Below are 18266 nucleotides of genomic sequence, written 5' to 3'. Positions count from 1 at the left end.
TTATTGAGGCGTAATCTCGAATTGAAGAGTTGTTGTGTAATCCTCTGCTTTGGCATTGATAAATCTTTCATCATTGGGTTGGGTAGAATACTTCATGTCATAATAAACATCTGCGTTCTGTGTAGAACCGCCGGCAGCGATAATTTGTGGCACTGTACTCAGCAAAACGGTATATACAGTTCCCATGTTGCCTGAAATAGGAATCAGATTAAACTGTACCGCATCAAGAGGCAGAGAATTACCGGCAGGTGAACTGAACTGAGTCTGAAGGGATTTTAATTTGATCTGATAATTCGTATTGCTTTTAACAATAAGTGCATTGGAATAAGTTACATGAGCCCCGTTTATATAATCCTGCATATTTTTAAATTCCAGGTTACTATTCATTGCCGCCGCTCCAAACTTCATAGACAGCTCCGGAATATCGGTAGGAGTTCCTGAAAGTGTGCCGATCTGAAATTGAAAATTATGATCCATAGTACCGATAATATTGTTGTACTGATCATACGCCGTAAACTGCAATGGCGCTGTAAAAGTAATCCAGGCAGGATATGCCCCCAGATAGGTTCCTCCTGCCAGATTCATGCTGTATTTAATCTGAAGGCTGTAATAACCATTTGGTTGTGCCGGCTGATTAAATAATGCAGCATTTGACTTGGGGATTAAGAATACTTCTTGCCCTTCTTTTAAAATCACATTAAGCGGCATACCAATTTGTGGAATTGAAGGAACCGGGTTAGGGTAGGCCTTTCCTGATGATGATACCGGCTGAAAAGAAATTTTATTCGCAGGTAAAATATAATTCCCATTATTTGACATTACAGGCTGCTTCAATCGTACCGAAACTCTCCAATTAGGAATGTTGATATTCCCATTACCCGCTAAGGTAAGTGTGTACGCATCCGGATTTGTATTTCCGTTATAAGAATTAATCTGCAGATAACTGTTTACCCACGAGCTGTATGAAATTTGTGAAAAGCAGCTTATGGAGATCAATAACAGGATAAGACACAGTTTTTTATTCATGTGTAAAATTCAGCTCTGCCAACTCTAAATTATTGTTATCTCCATAATCAATCATTACTGATGCAGTATATTTCCCTTTTAAAAGGGTTGCAGGAAGAGGTATATTCACTTCTCTTTTATTTCCGGGCATAGTATAGAAAATAATCTGATCAAGTGATATTTTATTGCCGTTTTCTGTATTGACAAGTTCTGTTAGTATTTTTCCGTCTGTCCATATATTGCCCTGATTTTCAAATAAAATGCTAAGATCTTTTTTTGACTGAGCTAATGTAAGGTTATGGATTTCAATTTTTTTGCTGGCTTTGGCAGTTAGCTTATGAAAGAGCTTGATCCCTGAACGGATACTTACTTTTATATTGGCTCCTTTATTATCTACATCATTCACAGGATTCATCTGGCTCACATACAGTACGGCAGTATGGGCTAACATCTGATCTGATAATGTACCGGGCGGAGTTATAGTTACATCAATATCTTTTCTTTCTCCCGGAGCCAGGGTAAAATAAGTGTCCTCATTTTTTATGGAAATCCAACTTGCGCAGGATGTAGGCAGCGTATTGGCCGGAGACATCTTGTTTTCTCCTGTTTCATTATATTCCCAGTCACCTAAGCTGACAGCCATATCCAGAGAATTTTTTGCACTCACGTTGGTTACAGTTACTTTCTGAGTAGTACTTTTCCCTGCATCAGATTCAAAATAAAGTCTGGGAGGAGATACAGATACTCCTGTCTGAGCTTTGATTTGAGAACAGAAAAAGAGTAAAGAGAATACAATGAAGATATAAGATCGGTTCATTATTATACTTTGCTGTTTAAGTACAGATAAAGTGCTACAATTTGTAACACTTTATCTGCAGTAGTTTATATAATATCTAAATACTTATTGAGAAATAATAGTATACGTTAGCTCCGTTGTATAAACGGTAGGATCCTGACCTGCAATATAATTGTCAAGGTAAGCATTGGCTCCGGCTCCTTTATATTCAATGTTAATTTTTTTGTCTACACCACCATTGGCAGAGGTTACTAATATTGCATCGTTAGCAGAAAGCTGTACATTCTGTGCATACTGAGCTCCGTTAAGAACTTCAGTTCCTGCACTGGCTTTAATTTGAATTGTATTAGCCTGGATATTTTTTGCACCACTTTGCAATGCTGAATTGGCACTTTTTACTTTAACCTGGAAACCTCCTGTACTATAGATGCTTAAATGATCAGCATTTACAGAAGATACTCCGTTGGCATAGTCATCTTTCGTTTTATAGTCTAAGTTGACCACTTTTTGAGCGGGATTAACGATAAGGGTTTGGATAGGTTTTAATCTAACATTTAAAGTTACATTTTGCTGAGCCTTGAATGCAACAAAACCAAATAGCGACATAGAGGCTACAATATATTTCTTCATAAAATAACGGGAGTTTTAATAGTGTATTAATTCTTGTTTTTTTCCAGGTGCAAATGTAGAAAGAGGTACAGGTACTTATTTTGTGAAAAAGTACTAAAGATTTGTAAATTTGGTTTTGGAAATAATCTTGCTGAAAAAAAGTATTTTATAAAGAAATATGAGCTTTTAAGTTAATTAAAAATTAAAAATATTGTTAATGTTGTTAAATCAATATTATTTTATTGTCAATTTACTAAAAACAGGCAGTTGGAAATTTAAAAAAATAATATTTAATGCATAATAAATAAGCTGTAGTAGGCTTATTGAGAGATTAAAATTAACATCATAGAAGTGGACTTATCTTTAAACTGTTTTATAATTTTATCTATTTTCTGATTTATCATGAATTTTTTTTCTATAACTCCATTCTGGCTTTTGATGAGGTTATACTCATCTTTATCATCCTGCTGAATTCCCAGCTGAAAGCCTGACGGACTTGAAATGATCACAGAGTTTATTTCCTGCTGGATACTTTCATCTGTATCATCAGTCATTTCGCTGTCACCCCCCAGCGCCAGCATTTGTGTAGGATAAAGTCTTACATTCACCTGAACATCATCTGTCTGTGCATAGATGCTCATGGAAACAAAAAGGAAAATTACTGAAAAAATATATCTTTTCAACATAAATTAATTTTTCACTGATCTGTTATTTATCCAAAAATACGATATTATTTTTACATTATTTCATTTCTGTGGGATTTTTTCCTGTATGTTTTTTAATAAAATTACTGAAATTTCCTTCATCACTGAATCCCAGATCATAAGCAATTTCAGAAATGTTGTGACCGGAGAAGCTAATAGATTTTTTGCATTCATTGATCAGTTTTTCAATAATAATATGTTTGGCTGTTTTTCCCAGAACATACTCTGTCATTTCAGTTAGCTTTCTTGGAGTGATATTAAGTTCATTAGCATAATGGGAAACTTTTTTAGCCTTTTTATAATCTCTCTGTAAAAGGACTTTAAATCTATTGACGTAGTGGAGGTAATCAAATTTGATGTCTTTTTTCAGTGTTTCTGCCGGGATATGCAGAAATGCATCCAGAATTAATCTTTCAATAGCGTTATGAGCAGCAGAAATATACAGACTTTCATCTTTGTGCTGAAAGTTGTGCATTCTTCCCATAAAAACGACGTTCATTTCCTTAATATTTTCAAAAGGCGCTATAAAAACATCAGAATCATAATTAAAAAAAAGTCTTGAATTGATAAACATGCTGTCTTTTGCAGATCTTTCGTAAAAACTTGATGAAAATGTAATTACATAAACCTCACCCCGCTTAGTTTCGCCAAAGACAATTTGTTTTTGCGGACCTACAAATGCTATATGACCGCCTTTTATGGAATGCGGAATGTTTTCGATCTCTAATGTGATATCTTCTATAATAATATAGATACAGAAATACTCGAGTGTATTAAAACTTCTTTTATTATTATTTCTCTGTATTATATTATTCAGTGTGTTGATGCTAAATCCTAAATTCTTTAATTGGTCTGTAATAACGTACATAGTAATAAGCTGCAATAAAATGTTTATTTGTTCAGTTAGAGGCAGATTATAAAGCTAAAATGAGTTTAAAGATCAAACTATGGGCATAGTTAGGATATTTGGTTACTTATTTTGAAGCTTGATTTGAACTCATATAAAAATAGATAAAAATAATTATGTTTTATCATTAAATTCGGGCTATTATCAGGATTTCTTTCAGATTCTTTACCTTAAAGTTCACCTATAAACTATAATTACATTTAAGTATATTGAATACCTTATCTTAACATTATTAAAACTGATTTATTGTACTGATTATGGAATTTCTGACTTTAATATTAACAGATAAATCCTGCGAAATCATTGATTTGCAGGATTTTTTTATTTGTCTATTATGGTTTGCAAAAATACCCGGAAGATTGTGGCAGATTTTGCCGGATTTTTATCTTTAAATGGGTTGTGGAATCTCAAGTTGGCTACAATCTATTGCTTTTGGGATACATTTTTTTACTTTTTCACACCATTGATGAGTGTATATGCATACTGACGGAAATGGACCGCCAATTGCTCCAGCTCCTGTTACTGTTTTCAATTCATTTCTTGAAAGTTTTTTTAGATTTTTCATAATATAAAATGTTTTTATTTCCTACTCTTTTATATAAAGCTTTTCGGATACCGCTTATTTTATAGTTCAAAAATGAGATATAAGATATTCAATGCAAAGGAGAGGTTAATAAGTGGTGGTGTTTTTTATGTAAGTGAAGCGGTTTAAGGGTTTACTGTATGGCCCGTCGTAGGATGAAAGTCTTATCATCTTATTGTAATGCAATACCTAAGCTTTTAGATTATCATACTTTCTGTTTTCTCAATATCTATTTCCTTACTAGAAAACTCTGAAAAGCTATTCATTACTACTTTAAAAATGATTTTTACTGATGTCAATTGATGATTATAAAAAGATTATCCGGCATCGTATGAAGAAATCAGGGCGCTGAAATATTACACAAAAGTGCTATAGACAGGGAGTTGATTTACATGTAATTTTACTATAAAATCGATCAATATCGCTAATACAGGTTTACCCTTAGTCTTAAAATATAGAATCATGAAAACAACTTTACTTGCAATTGTATTAACCGTCTTTTTTTCAGACAGCCTTTTTGGGCAAACAAATTTTGAAATAGTTATTGAAAGAAAGCTGTCATCACCGACTTGTACCTTAGGATATCTCATTGCAGATAAAAAAGTCATCTGCCATACATTGGAGCTGCCATGGGAAAATAATATAAAAAATATCAGTTGTGTTCCTCCCGGATCTTATAACGGTATTTTGAGATATGATAAAAATGACGGATGGAGAATACAGCTTGAAAATGTACCAGACAGAGATGGAGTACAAATTCATATGGGAAACTATACAAAGCAGATCAAAGGATGTGTTTTGATAGGAATGGAAACCGATATTAAAAACTGTACTGTAGGGAATAGTAAACTGGCATACAGTAAACTGAAAGACGCATTTTACGGTACCTCAAATCCTTACAGTACTCCTGATAAAAACATTATAGTAACCTTTAAATAAACTAATCATGAAAAATTTTTATGTAATCATGGTATTGCTGTTGGCCAATACCGGAGTTATTTGGTCACAAGTGACACCAAATTCAAACAAATTTTCAGTCGAGAATTATGTAGCCATAGATAGCAAAGGGAAATATGCGCTTTACAACACCCACGGCTTTTATGAAAATGTTGCTAATGGTACTGTTGCTAAGGTATTTATATTACCTATTCTTAAGTTTGATATCAATAATATTAAATATATAGACAGTAAAGGAAATGAAACTTACAAGAGTTCTGATCAAATCCGTACATTAATTATTCCGGTGACACAGGAGCTGGTATTACCCAATGAAAGCCAGAAGGCATCAATTTGTGCTGCCATAAGAAGCACGACAATAGCCGCCTTTTATCCTCCGATTTTAAAAAATACAAACGGGCAGCCCGTGTTAACGCCTTACATGATTACCAATCCTGGATTAACCAATCATTTCTTTGCCTTAGCCAAGCAGTACGAAACTACCATGCTGGCTCCTCAGGAACAACTGATTAAAGATTATAATACAAATTTTCAAAGCCAGATCATTTCACCTACCGAGGTAGAATTTATTGTGGAAGCAGGAGGGGAGGTTGTTTACAGCAAGCGCATCTCGGGAACATTGATTGGAAATAAAAGCTTTAAAAATATAAGCATTGAAAATCCTACGGAATATGTTAAGAATCTGCTGGCCAATGGAAATGGTGATATATCGGTCAGTTATAAATTTAAGAATTCTAAAAACAGTTATATTAATGCCCATATAGATGGCAGTACGGTTGTTAACCAGTTTTTAAGTGATGCTCAAAAGAGCAGTGTCAGCCAGAAATCAAGCGGATGGGCGTTTCTCGGATTAGGAAGCAGCCGGAAATCTATGAAGTCTTCATTCAATCAGCAGGTTGACAGCCAGTATAATGCTGAAAAAATTAATAATACGAGAATCGAAATGTATGATGCAGATGACGATATGATTTATCAATTTGAAGAAAAATTCTTTCCTGATATCTCGCAGGAAGAAGCCATTAAAAATCACCTTCAGGCAGCCGAAATAGCAAAAGCGGAAGGAAATGATAAATTACAGAATTTACATTTACAGTTTGCAGAATCATTACAAAAAAATGATCCTAACCTAACTCCTAATATCGAAGCCGCTGTAGCCGCTCTTGGCAAAAAAGATTATATAGGATTTATAGCCAATGGAGTAAGGTGGGGGAATAATGGAGCCCGTGGTAACACCACCTTTAAAAGGGTGCTGAACAGTACTGAAATGACTAAAACGGTGGAAGACTACAGCCATACAAAAACAATATCGGTACAGCATGCAGTTACTCAGCCTGTCATTGCCAAAGAGGATGTAAAGTTTAGAGCTTCTGTAGGGGTTATAGATGTTATTCCATGGGATGTACAGCTCAATATTTTTAATGGATATAATACCGTTTTTCAGAATGTAAAAGGGGTATTAATAGGCCCAACGACTTTAGGAGGAGCTTTACATCTTAATAATATCCTGCCGGGTACTCTGGTTAAAAAAGTAGGGTCTTATTCCGTATATGATGCACAAACATTTACAGATGCTTTAAAAAATTATGAGCCCGGCGAGAGAACTGATTTGACTTTAGTAGTACCCAATGCCATGAATCCCAATATTTATCAGGAAAAAACCGTACAATTTACTCTCGGATCTTTTCCGGTTATTGATTAGAATGGACTATCGGTATATATCAAGAATCATTAAAATGGCTCCTGTAGATTTTTCAGCAGGAGTTATTTTTTGTGGATTGTTCCCGTTGGAATATTTTAAGATCTGGAAATATTCCTCTCTTTTTGAAGTGTTAATGGGTTGATAATCTGATATGTAAATTTGAGTTATTATTGTTGATTGTGTGTAAGTTGCTGTTATTCAGAGCGATAAATATATTGAATAATATAGTAAAATTCCATATCATTTAATAAAATTAATTTGTACATTTAATTCATTCATGAATGTATCTTATTGGTAATTAATGTAGTATGTTTAAAAAACTATTATGCTATAAAAGATAAAAACCATTAAAACATATAATCATGAGTAATGAAAATTTTAATCCCCTTGAACTTCTTCGTACAAAGTTCAGGTATCCGTTCCCAACCTTAAAAAATCCCCATGCGGATCAATTGCAGGAAATCACCGAAAATCAATGGATTGATGGTGAATACATGTGGCTGTATCAAAATAATCCTGATCTGCGTAAGAAGTACAAAAAAACCAAAACGGCCCACATCGCTGCCCAATGGTTTCCTACCGCTTCTGCTGAACGTTTCCGGCCTATCTGCAGACTGATGCTCTGGACACTTTACAATGATGATCTGTATGAAGAAAGTAAGCCTGATGACATTGATGATGTACATGCTCAATCCATTGCTATATTGAATGGTGAAATGTCTGTTTCTCAGTCTACAATACCTTTAGCTTCTATGCTTGCTTCGTTAAGACAGGAATTACTTCAGTTTATTCCAAAAGAATCCATGTATCGTTTCACACAGATGATCAGTAGGTATTTTAGCGGGCTTAAGAAGGAACAGGAATACAAAAAGAATAAGATGTTTCCTACAACGGCAGAATGCATTGTCTTAAGGGAAGATTCCATCTGCCTGTATCCTTTCCTGCAGCTTACTGAAGTTGAAACAGGAATCACCCTGCCGCCGGAAATTCATGATCATCCGGTGATCCGCCGTCTTCAGGCACTTGCCTGTCATCTGGTAACTTTTTTCAATGAAGTTCAATCTGTAGTAAAAGATGAAGCGACAGACAGTATCTATTATAATATTGTGAAGGTAATCCAGAATGAACACAGCATCTCGTTAGAGGAAGCCTGCCTGGAAGACCTGCGCCTCCATAATGAAGATCTTAAGGAATTTATAGCCCTGCAGGCTTCACTTCCAGACTTTGGTATATGGCACGAGGCTGTGGTCAATTGGGTACACTATATGAGTATGGTATTGAGCGGCTGGAAAAATATATCCACTAAGCTTGACCGTTATAATGCTATGGAGTTTCCTCAGACAAATGAATTGAAAGAAAGGCTGAGCCAATTTTAATACCAAAATCGACAAAATTTCCAATTACATATTGCAATTTGAAAAAAACGAGATTATTGAAAATGTAATTTTTATTCTATTAAAATTAAAACAACATATTATGAACAAACAATTTAATGTACCAAAGCCGGTGTATCCTTGGGAAACTCTTCGAAGTCCTTTTGCAGGAACTTTAGACCAAGAAGAAACTATCTGGTATGACCAGGATTATCAGTTTCTTTCAAAAGAATCCATGGCAAGATATAGGAAAATGCGTTTGATAGATGTAGGTCCTTTTATGGTACCCGGTGCTGCTGAAAAAGAAAGAATTCTTCATGCTACACGTTTTGCAATATATATGACAGTAACTGATGATTATGCTGAACTTTTACCCATAAAAGAAATTGCAGGTTTTAGAGACCGGATTTTTGAAGTTATGATGGGGGATGACCCCAAACCTGGCGAAATAGGAATATTCCGCCAGATGCAAGCCAATAGAAAAGAGTGGATAGCACTTGGAATGCCAGATTTCTGGCTTGAACGAATGGCTAAAAAATATAAGTATAATTTTGTTACTGATGGAATTATGGAAGAATCTCCTTATAAAATCAGTAAGGAAATTCCTCCCATTCCTTTATTTCATTTAATTCGTGCCAATTCAATAGGTATGATTCCATTTGTTGATTTGATTTGCCCAACAACGGGATTTGCTTTGCCTGATTTTATTTATAATCATACTGTTATCCAGCGCATAATTATGCTGCAGTCAATTATTGTTGCTTTACAGAACGATTTTGCAACTATCGGAAAAGAACTTGCGATAGAATCAGAAATGTTCAATATTATCAAATTACTCATGTATCATAATAAAATGTCTTTTGATGAAGCCTGTAGAGAAGGAATGAGAATCCATGACGAGCTTGTAGATGAATTTGTAACGCTATCCAACCATTTACCGGATTTCAGCCCATATCAAAGAGAAACAGAAGAATTTATTTATTACATAAAGCAAATGATTAGTGGATTAAATAACTGGTACTATCAAAGTGGGACAAAAAGGTATGAACCGGGAGGATTTGCTGTACCACCCAACGGAAAAGGTGAAACACTGGAAAGGGTGGAAATTAAGCATTTTTAATGTGCAACTCAATAATTAATCTTCTAATTTTAAATGATATGAAACAGCAAGATGTTCCTGTTTTACAATATCCCTGGACCTATGAAATAGGCCCGTTTTTCCAATCATTCTATGAAGAACAGAATCGTTGGATTGATACGGATTATCAGTTTATGTCCGAAGCCACAAGGACTAAATATAAGAAACACGGCCTCGTAGAGGCCGCGTCTTACCTGTTTCCGGCGGCTAGTACCAAAGACAGATTACTTATAGCAAGAGCTGACTCTATTTGATGATTATTATGAGTATGGTATTGAGCGGCTGGAAAAATATATCCACTAAGCTTGACCGCTATAACAAAACAGAATTTCCAAGTGCTTCCGAATTAAAAGAAACATTAGGACATAACCAATTTCAATAAAAACTGAACAATTACCGTCGTATTAAGAACCTGCCGAAAGTTTAGAAAAGAGTGGCGGGTACACTAATATGCTTTGCAATAATTTTAAAATATAAATAAAGATGACACCAGAACAATTTAATAGTACAGATTACCTGCCACGGGGATGCTATCCATGGCCTGACCTTATAAGTCCACATGCTGAACAAATGGGGAAAGATATGGATGGCTGGATTGATAATGACTATACTTTTTTGACAGAAAAACAACGGAAAATTTATAAAAAGATGGAGCTTCATATGTGTACAGCACGTATGTGGCCGCACTTAACCTATGAGCAGGCCATTCCATGCAATAGGTTTATGCTCCAATATGTTGCTCTCGATGATCAGGTGGAACATTCTTCTCTTGAAGAGATCCAGGAGCTGCGGATCCGTTGTACAGATATTCTCAGGGGTGCTCAAGCCAAGCCGGAGGAAAATGCGCTCTATCATCATATGGCAATGATACGGGATGAATTTCGTGCTTTTATGCCAGACCTGTGGTTTGATCGGTTTGTTTACTATTTTTATCAGTCTTTCAGATACGGAATCGAATTGGAGTATCCATACAAAATTGCCCACCGCCCGCCATCGCTGAATCTTTACAAAACCATTAGAGAATATTCTGTTCTCATGCGTCCTTATCTGATCTTTGGTGAGATTGAATCAGGACTTGTCCTGCCGGAACATATCTTTGAGCATATCGTAGTGCAAAAGATGATTTCCCATATGACTCTGGTCGTTGCATGGCAAAATGATCTTCATTCCCTGCCAAAAGAGATGGCGAAAGGAACAGAGGTTTTTAATTTGGTTTTTGTTTTGCAGCAGGAGTATAATCTTTCTTTGGAAGATGCTTGTGCAGAAGCATTACGTATTCATAATGAAGAGCTGGCTAGCCTGAATGACTTACATAAAGAGTATCGGGAGTTTGGTGAATATCAGGAACACGTCGACAAATTTGTTTATTATGCCGGTGTTGGACTGCAGGGAGTTAATACTTTTTACCTGGAAACAAACAGATATAAGCATGGGGGAGTTGGTTTTGCCTGGCCTGAAGATAATCATGCCGCCAATAACAGTCTGTAAATTAAGTTTAATATAACTTTTAAATTTTAAAGATGAAACAACAAGATGTTCCTGTTTTGCAATATCCCTGGACCTATGAAATAGGTCCGTTTTCACAGTCCTTCTATGAAGAACAGAATAATTGGATTGACACGGATTATCAGTTTATGTCCGAAGCTGCAAGAACTAAATATAAGAAACACGGCCTCGTAGAAGCTGCGTCTTATATGTTTCCGGCGGCTAGCACCAGAGAACAGATCAGACCTATAGCAAGATTTATGGTATGGCTGACTCTGTTTGATGACTATTATGAGTTATGCCCGGTTGATAAACTCACAGGGATCAGGGATCATATAATGGATATCATGCTGGGAGAGCAGCCTAAAGCAGATGATATAGGACTCATAAAGCAAGTGGCCCTAAGCAGGCAGGAATTTATTCCTTACGTTAATGATGATTGGTTGATACGCTGGACTAAAAACTTTTATAATTATACTACCTATGGAATAATGGAAGGAACACCCTATAAATTGAAAAAAGAATTTCCCACCCTTAGCAATCTTCTGCTTATCCGTGAGTATTCGGTTTTTATGTACCCCTATGGAGATCCGGTAGAGCCTTCTATTAACTACATTGTTCCGGGACATATCTCTGAACATCCGATTATAAAACGGTTAAAAATGCTAATGTGCAGAATAATGGCGATTCAGAATGATTTTGCTTCAATAGAAAAGGAGCTAAGAACAGAAATTCTGAACATTATATTAGTGATAAAGAATCAGTATCGTGTTTCATTGGAAGAAGCCATTACTGAAGCAATGCATATCCATGATTTATATGTCCGGGAATTTGTTGAACTTCAGAATAATTTACCTGATTTTGGCCTGCATCAAAAGTATATTGTACGGTTTGTACATAATATGGCACTGATGATCTCAGGATTGGGAGCATGGTATCATAAAGGCAATTCCACCAGGTACAAAACTCCCGATGAGTTTCCTAAACCCGAATACGGGATAATTACGCAATAACCTTAATGATAGCACAGGTGTTGTCTATTCTGCTTATCCGTGTTCAATAACGGGCCAGAATTTTACTTCTGTAATCACTTTTAGAGGCTGTCTCTTATATTTACATTGTCAAATATAGAAACAGCCTCTTATTTTTGTTCATATAAACCTTTGTATCCAATCTGTACTAGTAAAGTCTGACGGTTTACAGAGTGGAAAACAAAAATTTTAAGTAATAACTAAAGAAAATAGAATAGGCCGTTGCCAGATCTATTTCTTTGGAGTTAAAGAAAAATTATCCATATAAACAGCCTGATGAACTCCATTCAGTAATACTTTCAGTCCCAGATGGGAATCTTTTTTCAAAGAAATGGTATAGGTCTTTTTCTCTCCTGTTATCTTTGAAGGCTTAGTGATTGAAACATAAGATTTTGCATCAGCAGGGCTGCTTACAGAGAAAAGCTCTAATGTTGTTTCGCCTCCGTTATCCGAAAGGTCAAGTGAAAGGGTATAAGTTCCGGCTTTCATTTCCGGAGTTACCAGATACATATTTTCTCCTGGGCTGCTCATTGAATAAAAAATAATTCTTTTATCACTGGCATACAGCATAGCTTTCCCCGGCTGAGCAGTCCAGCATTTATTGATATCTTTCCAGGTATCAAAATTTTCTGTAAGGGTAGAGACAGCTTTACACTGTGCATTTGCCGCCAGAAATCCTCCCATAACAGCGATTCCAGAGAGTACGATTTTTCTCATGTCTTATTTTTATTTATAATGAGTAAAAATAACTAAAAATGATTGTACTGAAAAGTTTTATTTTGTGATTTAAATTAGCTTTTAATGCCATTCAGAAAATAAGCTTTAGATTATTCTTCAGCTGTTAAGAAAAATGTTTCTGTTTCTGAACAACTTTTCCTGAGTCTCATAAAAAGGAGTTTCGGCAAACTTATGCATAAGAGAATACAAGATATGATACTTGTCTTTGTGATTGTATTAAACAGGTTTTTGAGATTAAAATACTGAATAATAGGTATTTAAATTATTTGTTTTTAGGTTTTTTAAGCCATAAAGGGTTTCCAAATGCATTCACATCTGAATCGATATCTAAATATTCTGATCTGTTACAAAACAAACAATTTCTCTCAGTATCGCTGGTATATTTCCAGGTATGGATATTAAAAAAGCAAAATAATTTTTTCATAATAAAATCTTTTTGCAAACAAAATCATTTTATTAATCAGATAATTACGGGATACCGTAATCTGCAGAATAAAAAGGATTAGAAAAATATCAATGAAGATTGAAGCAGAAAAATTTTGTGAATTAAATTTAATTTAGAAAATTTGAAAAAAGAATTTTAACCTAGACTTAAATAAAAGGACTATTTTTTATCATCTAAATTATTATGATCATGTAAGTATGGAGTATACAAATAAAAATAATATCTATTTATTGTTGAAAGCTACAATTTATACAATTGGCTTTTTAAGTTTAATAGGAATGTCAAGAATTTGGATAGGATCAAAAGAAGGCTGGGACATGATCAGAGAAAATGAATTTATTTCAGCTCTTATTACGAGAACTGTTTTTTTGACAACAGCAGGATTACTATTTTTGGGATTATCTTTCTGGATCAATCATATCTTTAAAAAAGATACCCGTTTTTCGAAAGAACTGATTATTTTAGTATTGTTTTCCTTCATTCTGAATTTAATAGTAATGTCAGGTTTTATCTTCTAAAAAACTGAAAATAATGTAAATTCTAATATCTCAATTATTATTACAATTTGTTTTAGGATGTTACAAAAAAAGCTGTCATTTTTTGAACGTTATAATATCTAAAAAGTAAAAAATATAAAACAGGGAAATTTTAAATGGAAAAATTCCTTATTCTGCTATAGGTTAAGCATTGTTGGCTTGCAAATTGATGCTACAAACTGTATTGAATTTTTGATGACTAATGACTAGAACGATTGCAATTTTAATTTTCTTTTTAGGTGGTTTTTTCTTTTTAAATGCACAGGAGAAGAAAGACTCGCTGTATTACAAAATAGAAGAATTTTCGGATAAGAGAAAAGTTACCAAATTCATCCACCGCTTTATATTTCGTAGAGAGCCGGATTCAACTTCTGTTAAGTCCAGGACAGAAAAACTGTCGCAGGAGGCTTATAACAAAAAATACATTAGAAAAATCAGGATAGAGACTATTGATCCATTTGGATATGGTTCAAAAGACACTAAAGAAAGGTCCAGATGGTATGATTGGGTGGCAGATCATCTTCATGCCAATACAAAAAACTCTACCGTTAATAATTATCTGCTTTTTGACGAAGGTGAAGAATATAACGCCCAGAAGCTCTACGAATCTGAGCGTTTGCTCAGAACAATGCCATTTGTCAACAGGGTGAATATCAGTGTTTCTGACAGTACTTCCAGCAAAGATTCTATTGATGTTGTGGTAAAAGTCCTCGATTCCTGGAGTCTGAAACCTAGGATCAGCTATTCAGGAAGTAAGCTCGGTCTGGGAGCTACTGAAGAAAATTTATTGGGATTAGGCCACACCCTTGATTTCCTTTACAGAAATGATTCCAAAGAAAAGCAGGATTATCTTTTGGGAAGCTATACAGCCTATAACCTTTTTGGGACTTATTTCAATGCCCAGCTTCTTGGCGAACGGGATTTTTTGAGAAATGAAAGAATCAATTTCAGTATAAGAAGAGACTTTTTCTCGCCTTTGACGAAATGGGCGGGTGGTTTTACGTTCGAATATTTTAAGAGGAAAGTTTTACTTCCCACAGAAACCGATACAGCTTTTCCGGAAGTTCAGATCAAAGTGTACAGTCAGGATTTATGGGGTGGTTATCAGATTCCCGTTTCATCAGTTCCCAACGAAAAAGTATCCAGCAATATTGCAATAATAGGACGATTTCAGAATTACCAGTATAAAGACAGTCCGGGAATAGACCAGTATAAATATTTTAGTTCTTACAACAGTTTTCTGATGTCAGTTGGATTTATCCAGAGAAATTTTTCGGTACAGAAGAATATTTTTCAATATGATTTGCCGGAAGATGTTGCTTATGGTAATTCTGTGAACATTATTGCCGGAGGATTATCAAGAAACAAAGAAGTAAATCCTTATGTGGGAATTTCTGCCTCTTATGGCCGTTTTACAAAATTGGGATATTTCACGGTGAAAGGTCAGTTCGGGCGTTTTTTTAATGAAGACAGCCAGAACAGAGAGTCTTTCCGTATAGATGGAACTTATTTTACCAATCTTATGGATTGGAAATTTGCCAAAGCAAGACATTTCTTTTCTCCGACCTTAGCCCTTGGAAATCCACAGCATAATTACTCATATAAGGATAGGATAAACCTTTCTTCTGCAGATGAATTCCCTGTTTACAATTCAGATTATATCGGAACTAAAAAACTGGTTTTAAGATATCAGCTCCAGTTGTTTATTAACAAAACCTGGAAGAATTTCCATTTCAGTCCTTATTTAACAACAGCAGTTGGGTGGCTGGGAATGCCTGATGATAAATTATTTAAGACAAAAGCCAATGCAAAAGTCGGGATAGGTGTTTTAATTAATAATCCTTATCTGGTGTTCAACAGAATTCAGATTTCTTTCATGTATTATCCAAGGGTTCCGTTTGATAATAATTCAGTTTTTGATTTTAACAGCAATAGGAATAATCTTTTACCTATGAATAATTTTGCAACAGATATTCCTCATTTTGTGAACTTTGGCAACTGATAAAGAAGTGTTTTAGATTTCTCCCATTACAAACATATTCTCCATGGTAGGCACTTTACTGCCGCCTTCTTTTTCGAGAGTAATGGCAAAAGCCTGAGCATTGGAAATATTGGCCAGTGCAATGCTGCTGTCTTTATCTTCGGTGTACATCCCTGCGTTGACAGGTTTTCCGTCTTCGATGGCCCAAAGCTGATATTGCATTCCGGCAGGAGCTTTTGGAAGCTGTTCCGCATTCAGATAAACTTCTTTTGTCTTTTTATCCCAGAAAACCATCGCTTTGGAATCTGTATGCTTTTCTACACCCTTCAGCATCACCATCTGCATATCAGGATTGGAGAACATATCAATCTTACGGTTCATTTTTTTCATTGCCTGATCCTGAGCTTGTTTTTCAGAAGACAGCAAAGCGATTTCCTTTTTATTGGATGACTGCGTATTCATCCAGAATAAATTGCCGGCGACACTTATCAGGAACAATGCAGAAGCTGCTATTGCATAGGTTTTCCACCGGGTATTTCCCTGAATATTTATTCTTTCCAGAGTTTCTTTATGATCTTTTGTCTCTGGAATGTCTGTTGAAACAGCAGGGGCTACTTCTTCTACAGTTTGTTCCTGCTGAATTTTATTCCAGATTTTAGATTTCAAATCGCTTGGGGGTGTTACAGCCTGAGCAGTAGCAAGATGTTCCAAAGTTTTTTGTGCTTCTTCAAAAGCAGCTTTTACTTCGGCATTATTCTTCATCACACACTCCAAAATCCCTGCTTCCTCAGGAGAAGCATGGCCAAGAATATAAGATTCTATAATTCCGGATGATATGTATTCTTTTGTGTTCAATTTATTGATAATCTTTTAGCAAATCTTTTAATTTCATCAGTGCATTACGCATTTTCGTCTTCACTGTTCCCAGTGGTATCTTCAGTTTTTCGGATATTTCATGTTGAGTATATCCCTGATAATAAGCAAGATTTATGAGTTCCTGCTTGTCCGTTTCCAGTCCTTCAAGCACATTGTTAAATCCGATATAATCAGATGAATTGTTAACCGTTGAAAGTTCTGTAGTATTATATACGAAATCGGGAAGTGGCTGGTTTTTAAGCTCATTCTGGAATCCTTTAGACTTTAAATAATCAATAGCCGTATTTCTTGCAATATTGATCATCCAGGTGTAAAACCTTCCTTTGGAAGCGTCATACTGATGGATAGAATTCCATATTTTAACAAAAACATCCTGAATCACTTCTTCAGTATATTCTTTAGACTGAACAATTCGGAGAATGATTCCGTACAACGCACCGGAATAGTGGTCATACAGATAATGAAAACCGGTTTCGTTTTTTTCTTTTAATAAAACGATAAGTTCCTCTTCCGAATAGGTTGTTTTAATAGCTTTTATTTTTCTGTTCAAATGTAATAAAATAAAACATATAGTCAATAAAATCCAATTTGTCTTTTATTTCGTACATGGTTTTTTGAAAATTATTGAAAAATATTCAATATGGAAAAACCGTTTTTCTGGATTGTTTTTTTTAAATCTTAAAAATAAATATCTGTAAATCAGTTGCTTGCAAATAATTTCATTTTTTTTCAATCTGAAATGAAACCGACCTCGTAAATGACATTAAACACACAATTAACTATAATTAATTAAAAAATAACGCAATGAACACACAATCGAAAATCACAGTTTTAGCAATGGTCGTTTTATCATTTGCTTTTAGCGGGAAGGTAACGGCACAAACGATGAAAGAAAAAACAGTTATGGTAGGAGGAGCAGCGATGTATCCGTCCAGAAATATTATTGAAAACGCGGTCAATTCCAAAGATCATAAAACCCTTGTTGCTGCAGTGAAAGCTGCCGGTTTGGCAGAAACATTACAGGGAGCGGGACCTTTTACCGTACTGGCTCCCACAGATGCTGCGTTTGCAAAACTTCCGAAAGGAACAGTAGAAAGTCTTGTAAAACCTGAAAATAAAGCAATGCTTACCAGTATATTGACCTATCATGTACTTCCAGGAAAATACAGTGCAAAAGAAATCTGGGCTGCTGTAAAAGCAGGAAACGGAAAAAGCATGATGAAAACGGTGCAGGGAGAAGATCTTACATTCTGGACTAAAGGAAAAGACCTTTACATAAAGGATGCAAAAGGAAACAGTGCCAAAGTGACCATCGCAGATGTGAACCAGTCTAACGGCGTGATTCATGTGATTGATACGGTTTTAATGCCTTAATATTAAGATACAAAACAGCATAATCCGTA

20 protein-coding genes are annotated in these 18266 nt (G+C 35.1%); 10 read left to right on the top strand and 10 right to left on the bottom strand.

The genetic code is table 11. From position 1 onward, the window contains the following. The 6 genes from FW781_RS03420 to FW781_RS22305 form a co-directional block, all read right to left on the bottom strand. Nucleotides 1-1026: a hypothetical protein gene (locus FW781_RS03420; protein WP_149386124.1), complete on the bottom strand. Its 1026-nt coding sequence runs from the start codon at nt 1024-1026 to the stop codon at nt 1-3. Beyond that, nucleotides 1019-1822 (bottom strand): fimbrial biogenesis chaperone, encoded by an 804-nt coding sequence (locus tag FW781_RS03415; protein ID WP_149386123.1) that lies wholly within the window; start codon nt 1820-1822, stop codon nt 1019-1021. The genes FW781_RS03420 and FW781_RS03415 overlap by 8 nt, the downstream gene beginning before the upstream one ends. A gap of 84 nt (nt 1823-1906) precedes the next feature. Further along, entirely contained in the window at nt 1907-2431 is a 525-nt protein-coding gene (locus tag FW781_RS03410; protein ID WP_149386122.1) for a hypothetical protein, read from the bottom strand. A gap of 299 nt (nt 2432-2730) precedes the next feature. Beyond that, nucleotides 2731-3096: a hypothetical protein gene (locus FW781_RS03405; protein ID WP_149386121.1), complete on the bottom strand. Its 366-nt coding sequence runs from the start codon at nt 3094-3096 to the stop codon at nt 2731-2733. Nucleotides 3097-3151: 55 nt separating this feature from the next. Further along, nucleotides 3152-3997, bottom strand: a complete 846-nt coding sequence (locus FW781_RS03400) for a helix-turn-helix domain-containing protein (RefSeq protein ID WP_149386120.1) — start codon at nt 3995-3997, stop codon at nt 3152-3154. 412 nt (nt 3998-4409) lie between these two features. Next, nucleotides 4410-4586, bottom strand: coding sequence for a bacteriocin-like protein (locus tag FW781_RS22305; protein ID WP_172625653.1), 177 nt, complete (start codon nt 4584-4586; stop codon nt 4410-4412). 480 nt (nt 4587-5066) lie between these two features. Here FW781_RS22305 and FW781_RS03395 point away from each other — a divergent pair, with 480 nt between their 5' ends. The 7 genes from FW781_RS03395 to FW781_RS03365 all read left to right on the top strand — a co-directional run bounded on the left by FW781_RS03395 (nt 5067) and on the right by FW781_RS03365 (nt 12269). Next, a complete protein-coding gene (locus tag FW781_RS03395) occupies nt 5067-5543 on the top strand; it encodes a DUF5675 family protein (RefSeq protein ID WP_149386119.1) in 477 nt (158 codons plus the stop codon). Nucleotides 5544-5550: 7 nt separating this feature from the next. Beyond that, on the top strand, nt 5551-7260 hold the full coding sequence (locus tag FW781_RS03390) for a hypothetical protein (RefSeq protein ID WP_149386118.1): 1710 nt from the start codon (nt 5551-5553) through the stop codon (nt 7258-7260). Nucleotides 7261-7622: 362 nt separating this feature from the next. Then, a complete protein-coding gene (locus FW781_RS03385) occupies nt 7623-8636 on the top strand; it encodes a terpene synthase family protein (RefSeq protein WP_149386117.1) in 1014 nt (337 codons plus the stop codon). Nucleotides 8637-8736: 100 nt separating this feature from the next. After that, complete coding sequence (locus FW781_RS03380) at nt 8737-9753, top strand: terpene synthase family protein (RefSeq protein ID WP_149386116.1); 1017 nt, start codon at nt 8737-8739, stop codon at nt 9751-9753. Between the two features lie 38 nt (nt 9754-9791). Next, nucleotides 9792-10025, top strand: coding sequence for a hypothetical protein (locus FW781_RS03375; protein WP_139348523.1), 234 nt, complete (start codon nt 9792-9794; stop codon nt 10023-10025). Between the two features lie 229 nt (nt 10026-10254). Then, nucleotides 10255-11259, top strand: coding sequence for a terpene synthase family protein (locus tag FW781_RS03370; RefSeq protein ID WP_149386115.1), 1005 nt, complete (start codon nt 10255-10257; stop codon nt 11257-11259). 32 nt (nt 11260-11291) lie between these two features. After that, nucleotides 11292-12269, top strand: a complete 978-nt coding sequence (locus FW781_RS03365) for a terpene synthase family protein (protein ID WP_149386114.1) — start codon at nt 11292-11294, stop codon at nt 12267-12269. 249 nt (nt 12270-12518) lie between these two features. On the opposite strand, the gene FW781_RS03360 is transcribed toward FW781_RS03365, so the two are convergent. After that, complete coding sequence (locus FW781_RS03360; RefSeq protein WP_149386113.1) at nt 12519-13004, bottom strand: hypothetical protein; 486 nt, start codon at nt 13002-13004, stop codon at nt 12519-12521. A gap of 283 nt (nt 13005-13287) precedes the next feature. Next, nucleotides 13288-13449 carry a hypothetical protein gene (locus FW781_RS22300; protein ID WP_172625652.1) on the bottom strand — a complete coding sequence of 54 codons (162 nt, stop codon included), beginning with the start codon at nt 13447-13449 and terminating at the stop codon, nt 13288-13290. A gap of 299 nt (nt 13450-13748) precedes the next feature. Between FW781_RS22300 and FW781_RS03355 the strand changes: the two genes are divergently transcribed. Beyond that, complete coding sequence (locus tag FW781_RS03355; protein ID WP_149386112.1) at nt 13749-13988, top strand: hypothetical protein; 240 nt, start codon at nt 13749-13751, stop codon at nt 13986-13988. A 220-nt stretch (nt 13989-14208) separates the two neighbouring features. After that, entirely contained in the window at nt 14209-16008 is a 1800-nt protein-coding gene (locus tag FW781_RS03350) for a BamA/TamA family outer membrane protein (protein WP_149386111.1), read from the top strand. Between the two features lie 12 nt (nt 16009-16020). On the opposite strand, the gene FW781_RS03345 is transcribed toward FW781_RS03350, so the two are convergent. Continuing rightward, nucleotides 16021-16842: an anti-sigma factor gene (locus FW781_RS03345; protein WP_149386110.1), complete on the bottom strand. Its 822-nt coding sequence runs from the start codon at nt 16840-16842 to the stop codon at nt 16021-16023. A 1-nt stretch (nt 16843) separates the two neighbouring features. Then, on the bottom strand, nt 16844-17413 hold the full coding sequence (locus FW781_RS03340) for an RNA polymerase sigma factor (RefSeq protein ID WP_228408798.1): 570 nt from the start codon (nt 17411-17413) through the stop codon (nt 16844-16846). 254 nt (nt 17414-17667) lie between these two features. On the opposite strand from FW781_RS03340, the gene FW781_RS03335 reads away from it, so the two are divergent. Beyond that, complete coding sequence (locus tag FW781_RS03335; protein WP_149386109.1) at nt 17668-18237, top strand: fasciclin domain-containing protein; 570 nt, start codon at nt 17668-17670, stop codon at nt 18235-18237. Nucleotides 18238-18266 lie beyond the last annotated feature (29 nt).

This window comes from Chryseobacterium panacisoli, assembly GCF_008274625.1.
GTDB lineage: Bacteria > Bacteroidota > Bacteroidia > Flavobacteriales > Weeksellaceae > Chryseobacterium > Chryseobacterium panacisoli.
Note: the sequence above shows the minus strand (reverse complement) of the source record. Positions and strands in the feature narration are given on the sequence as shown.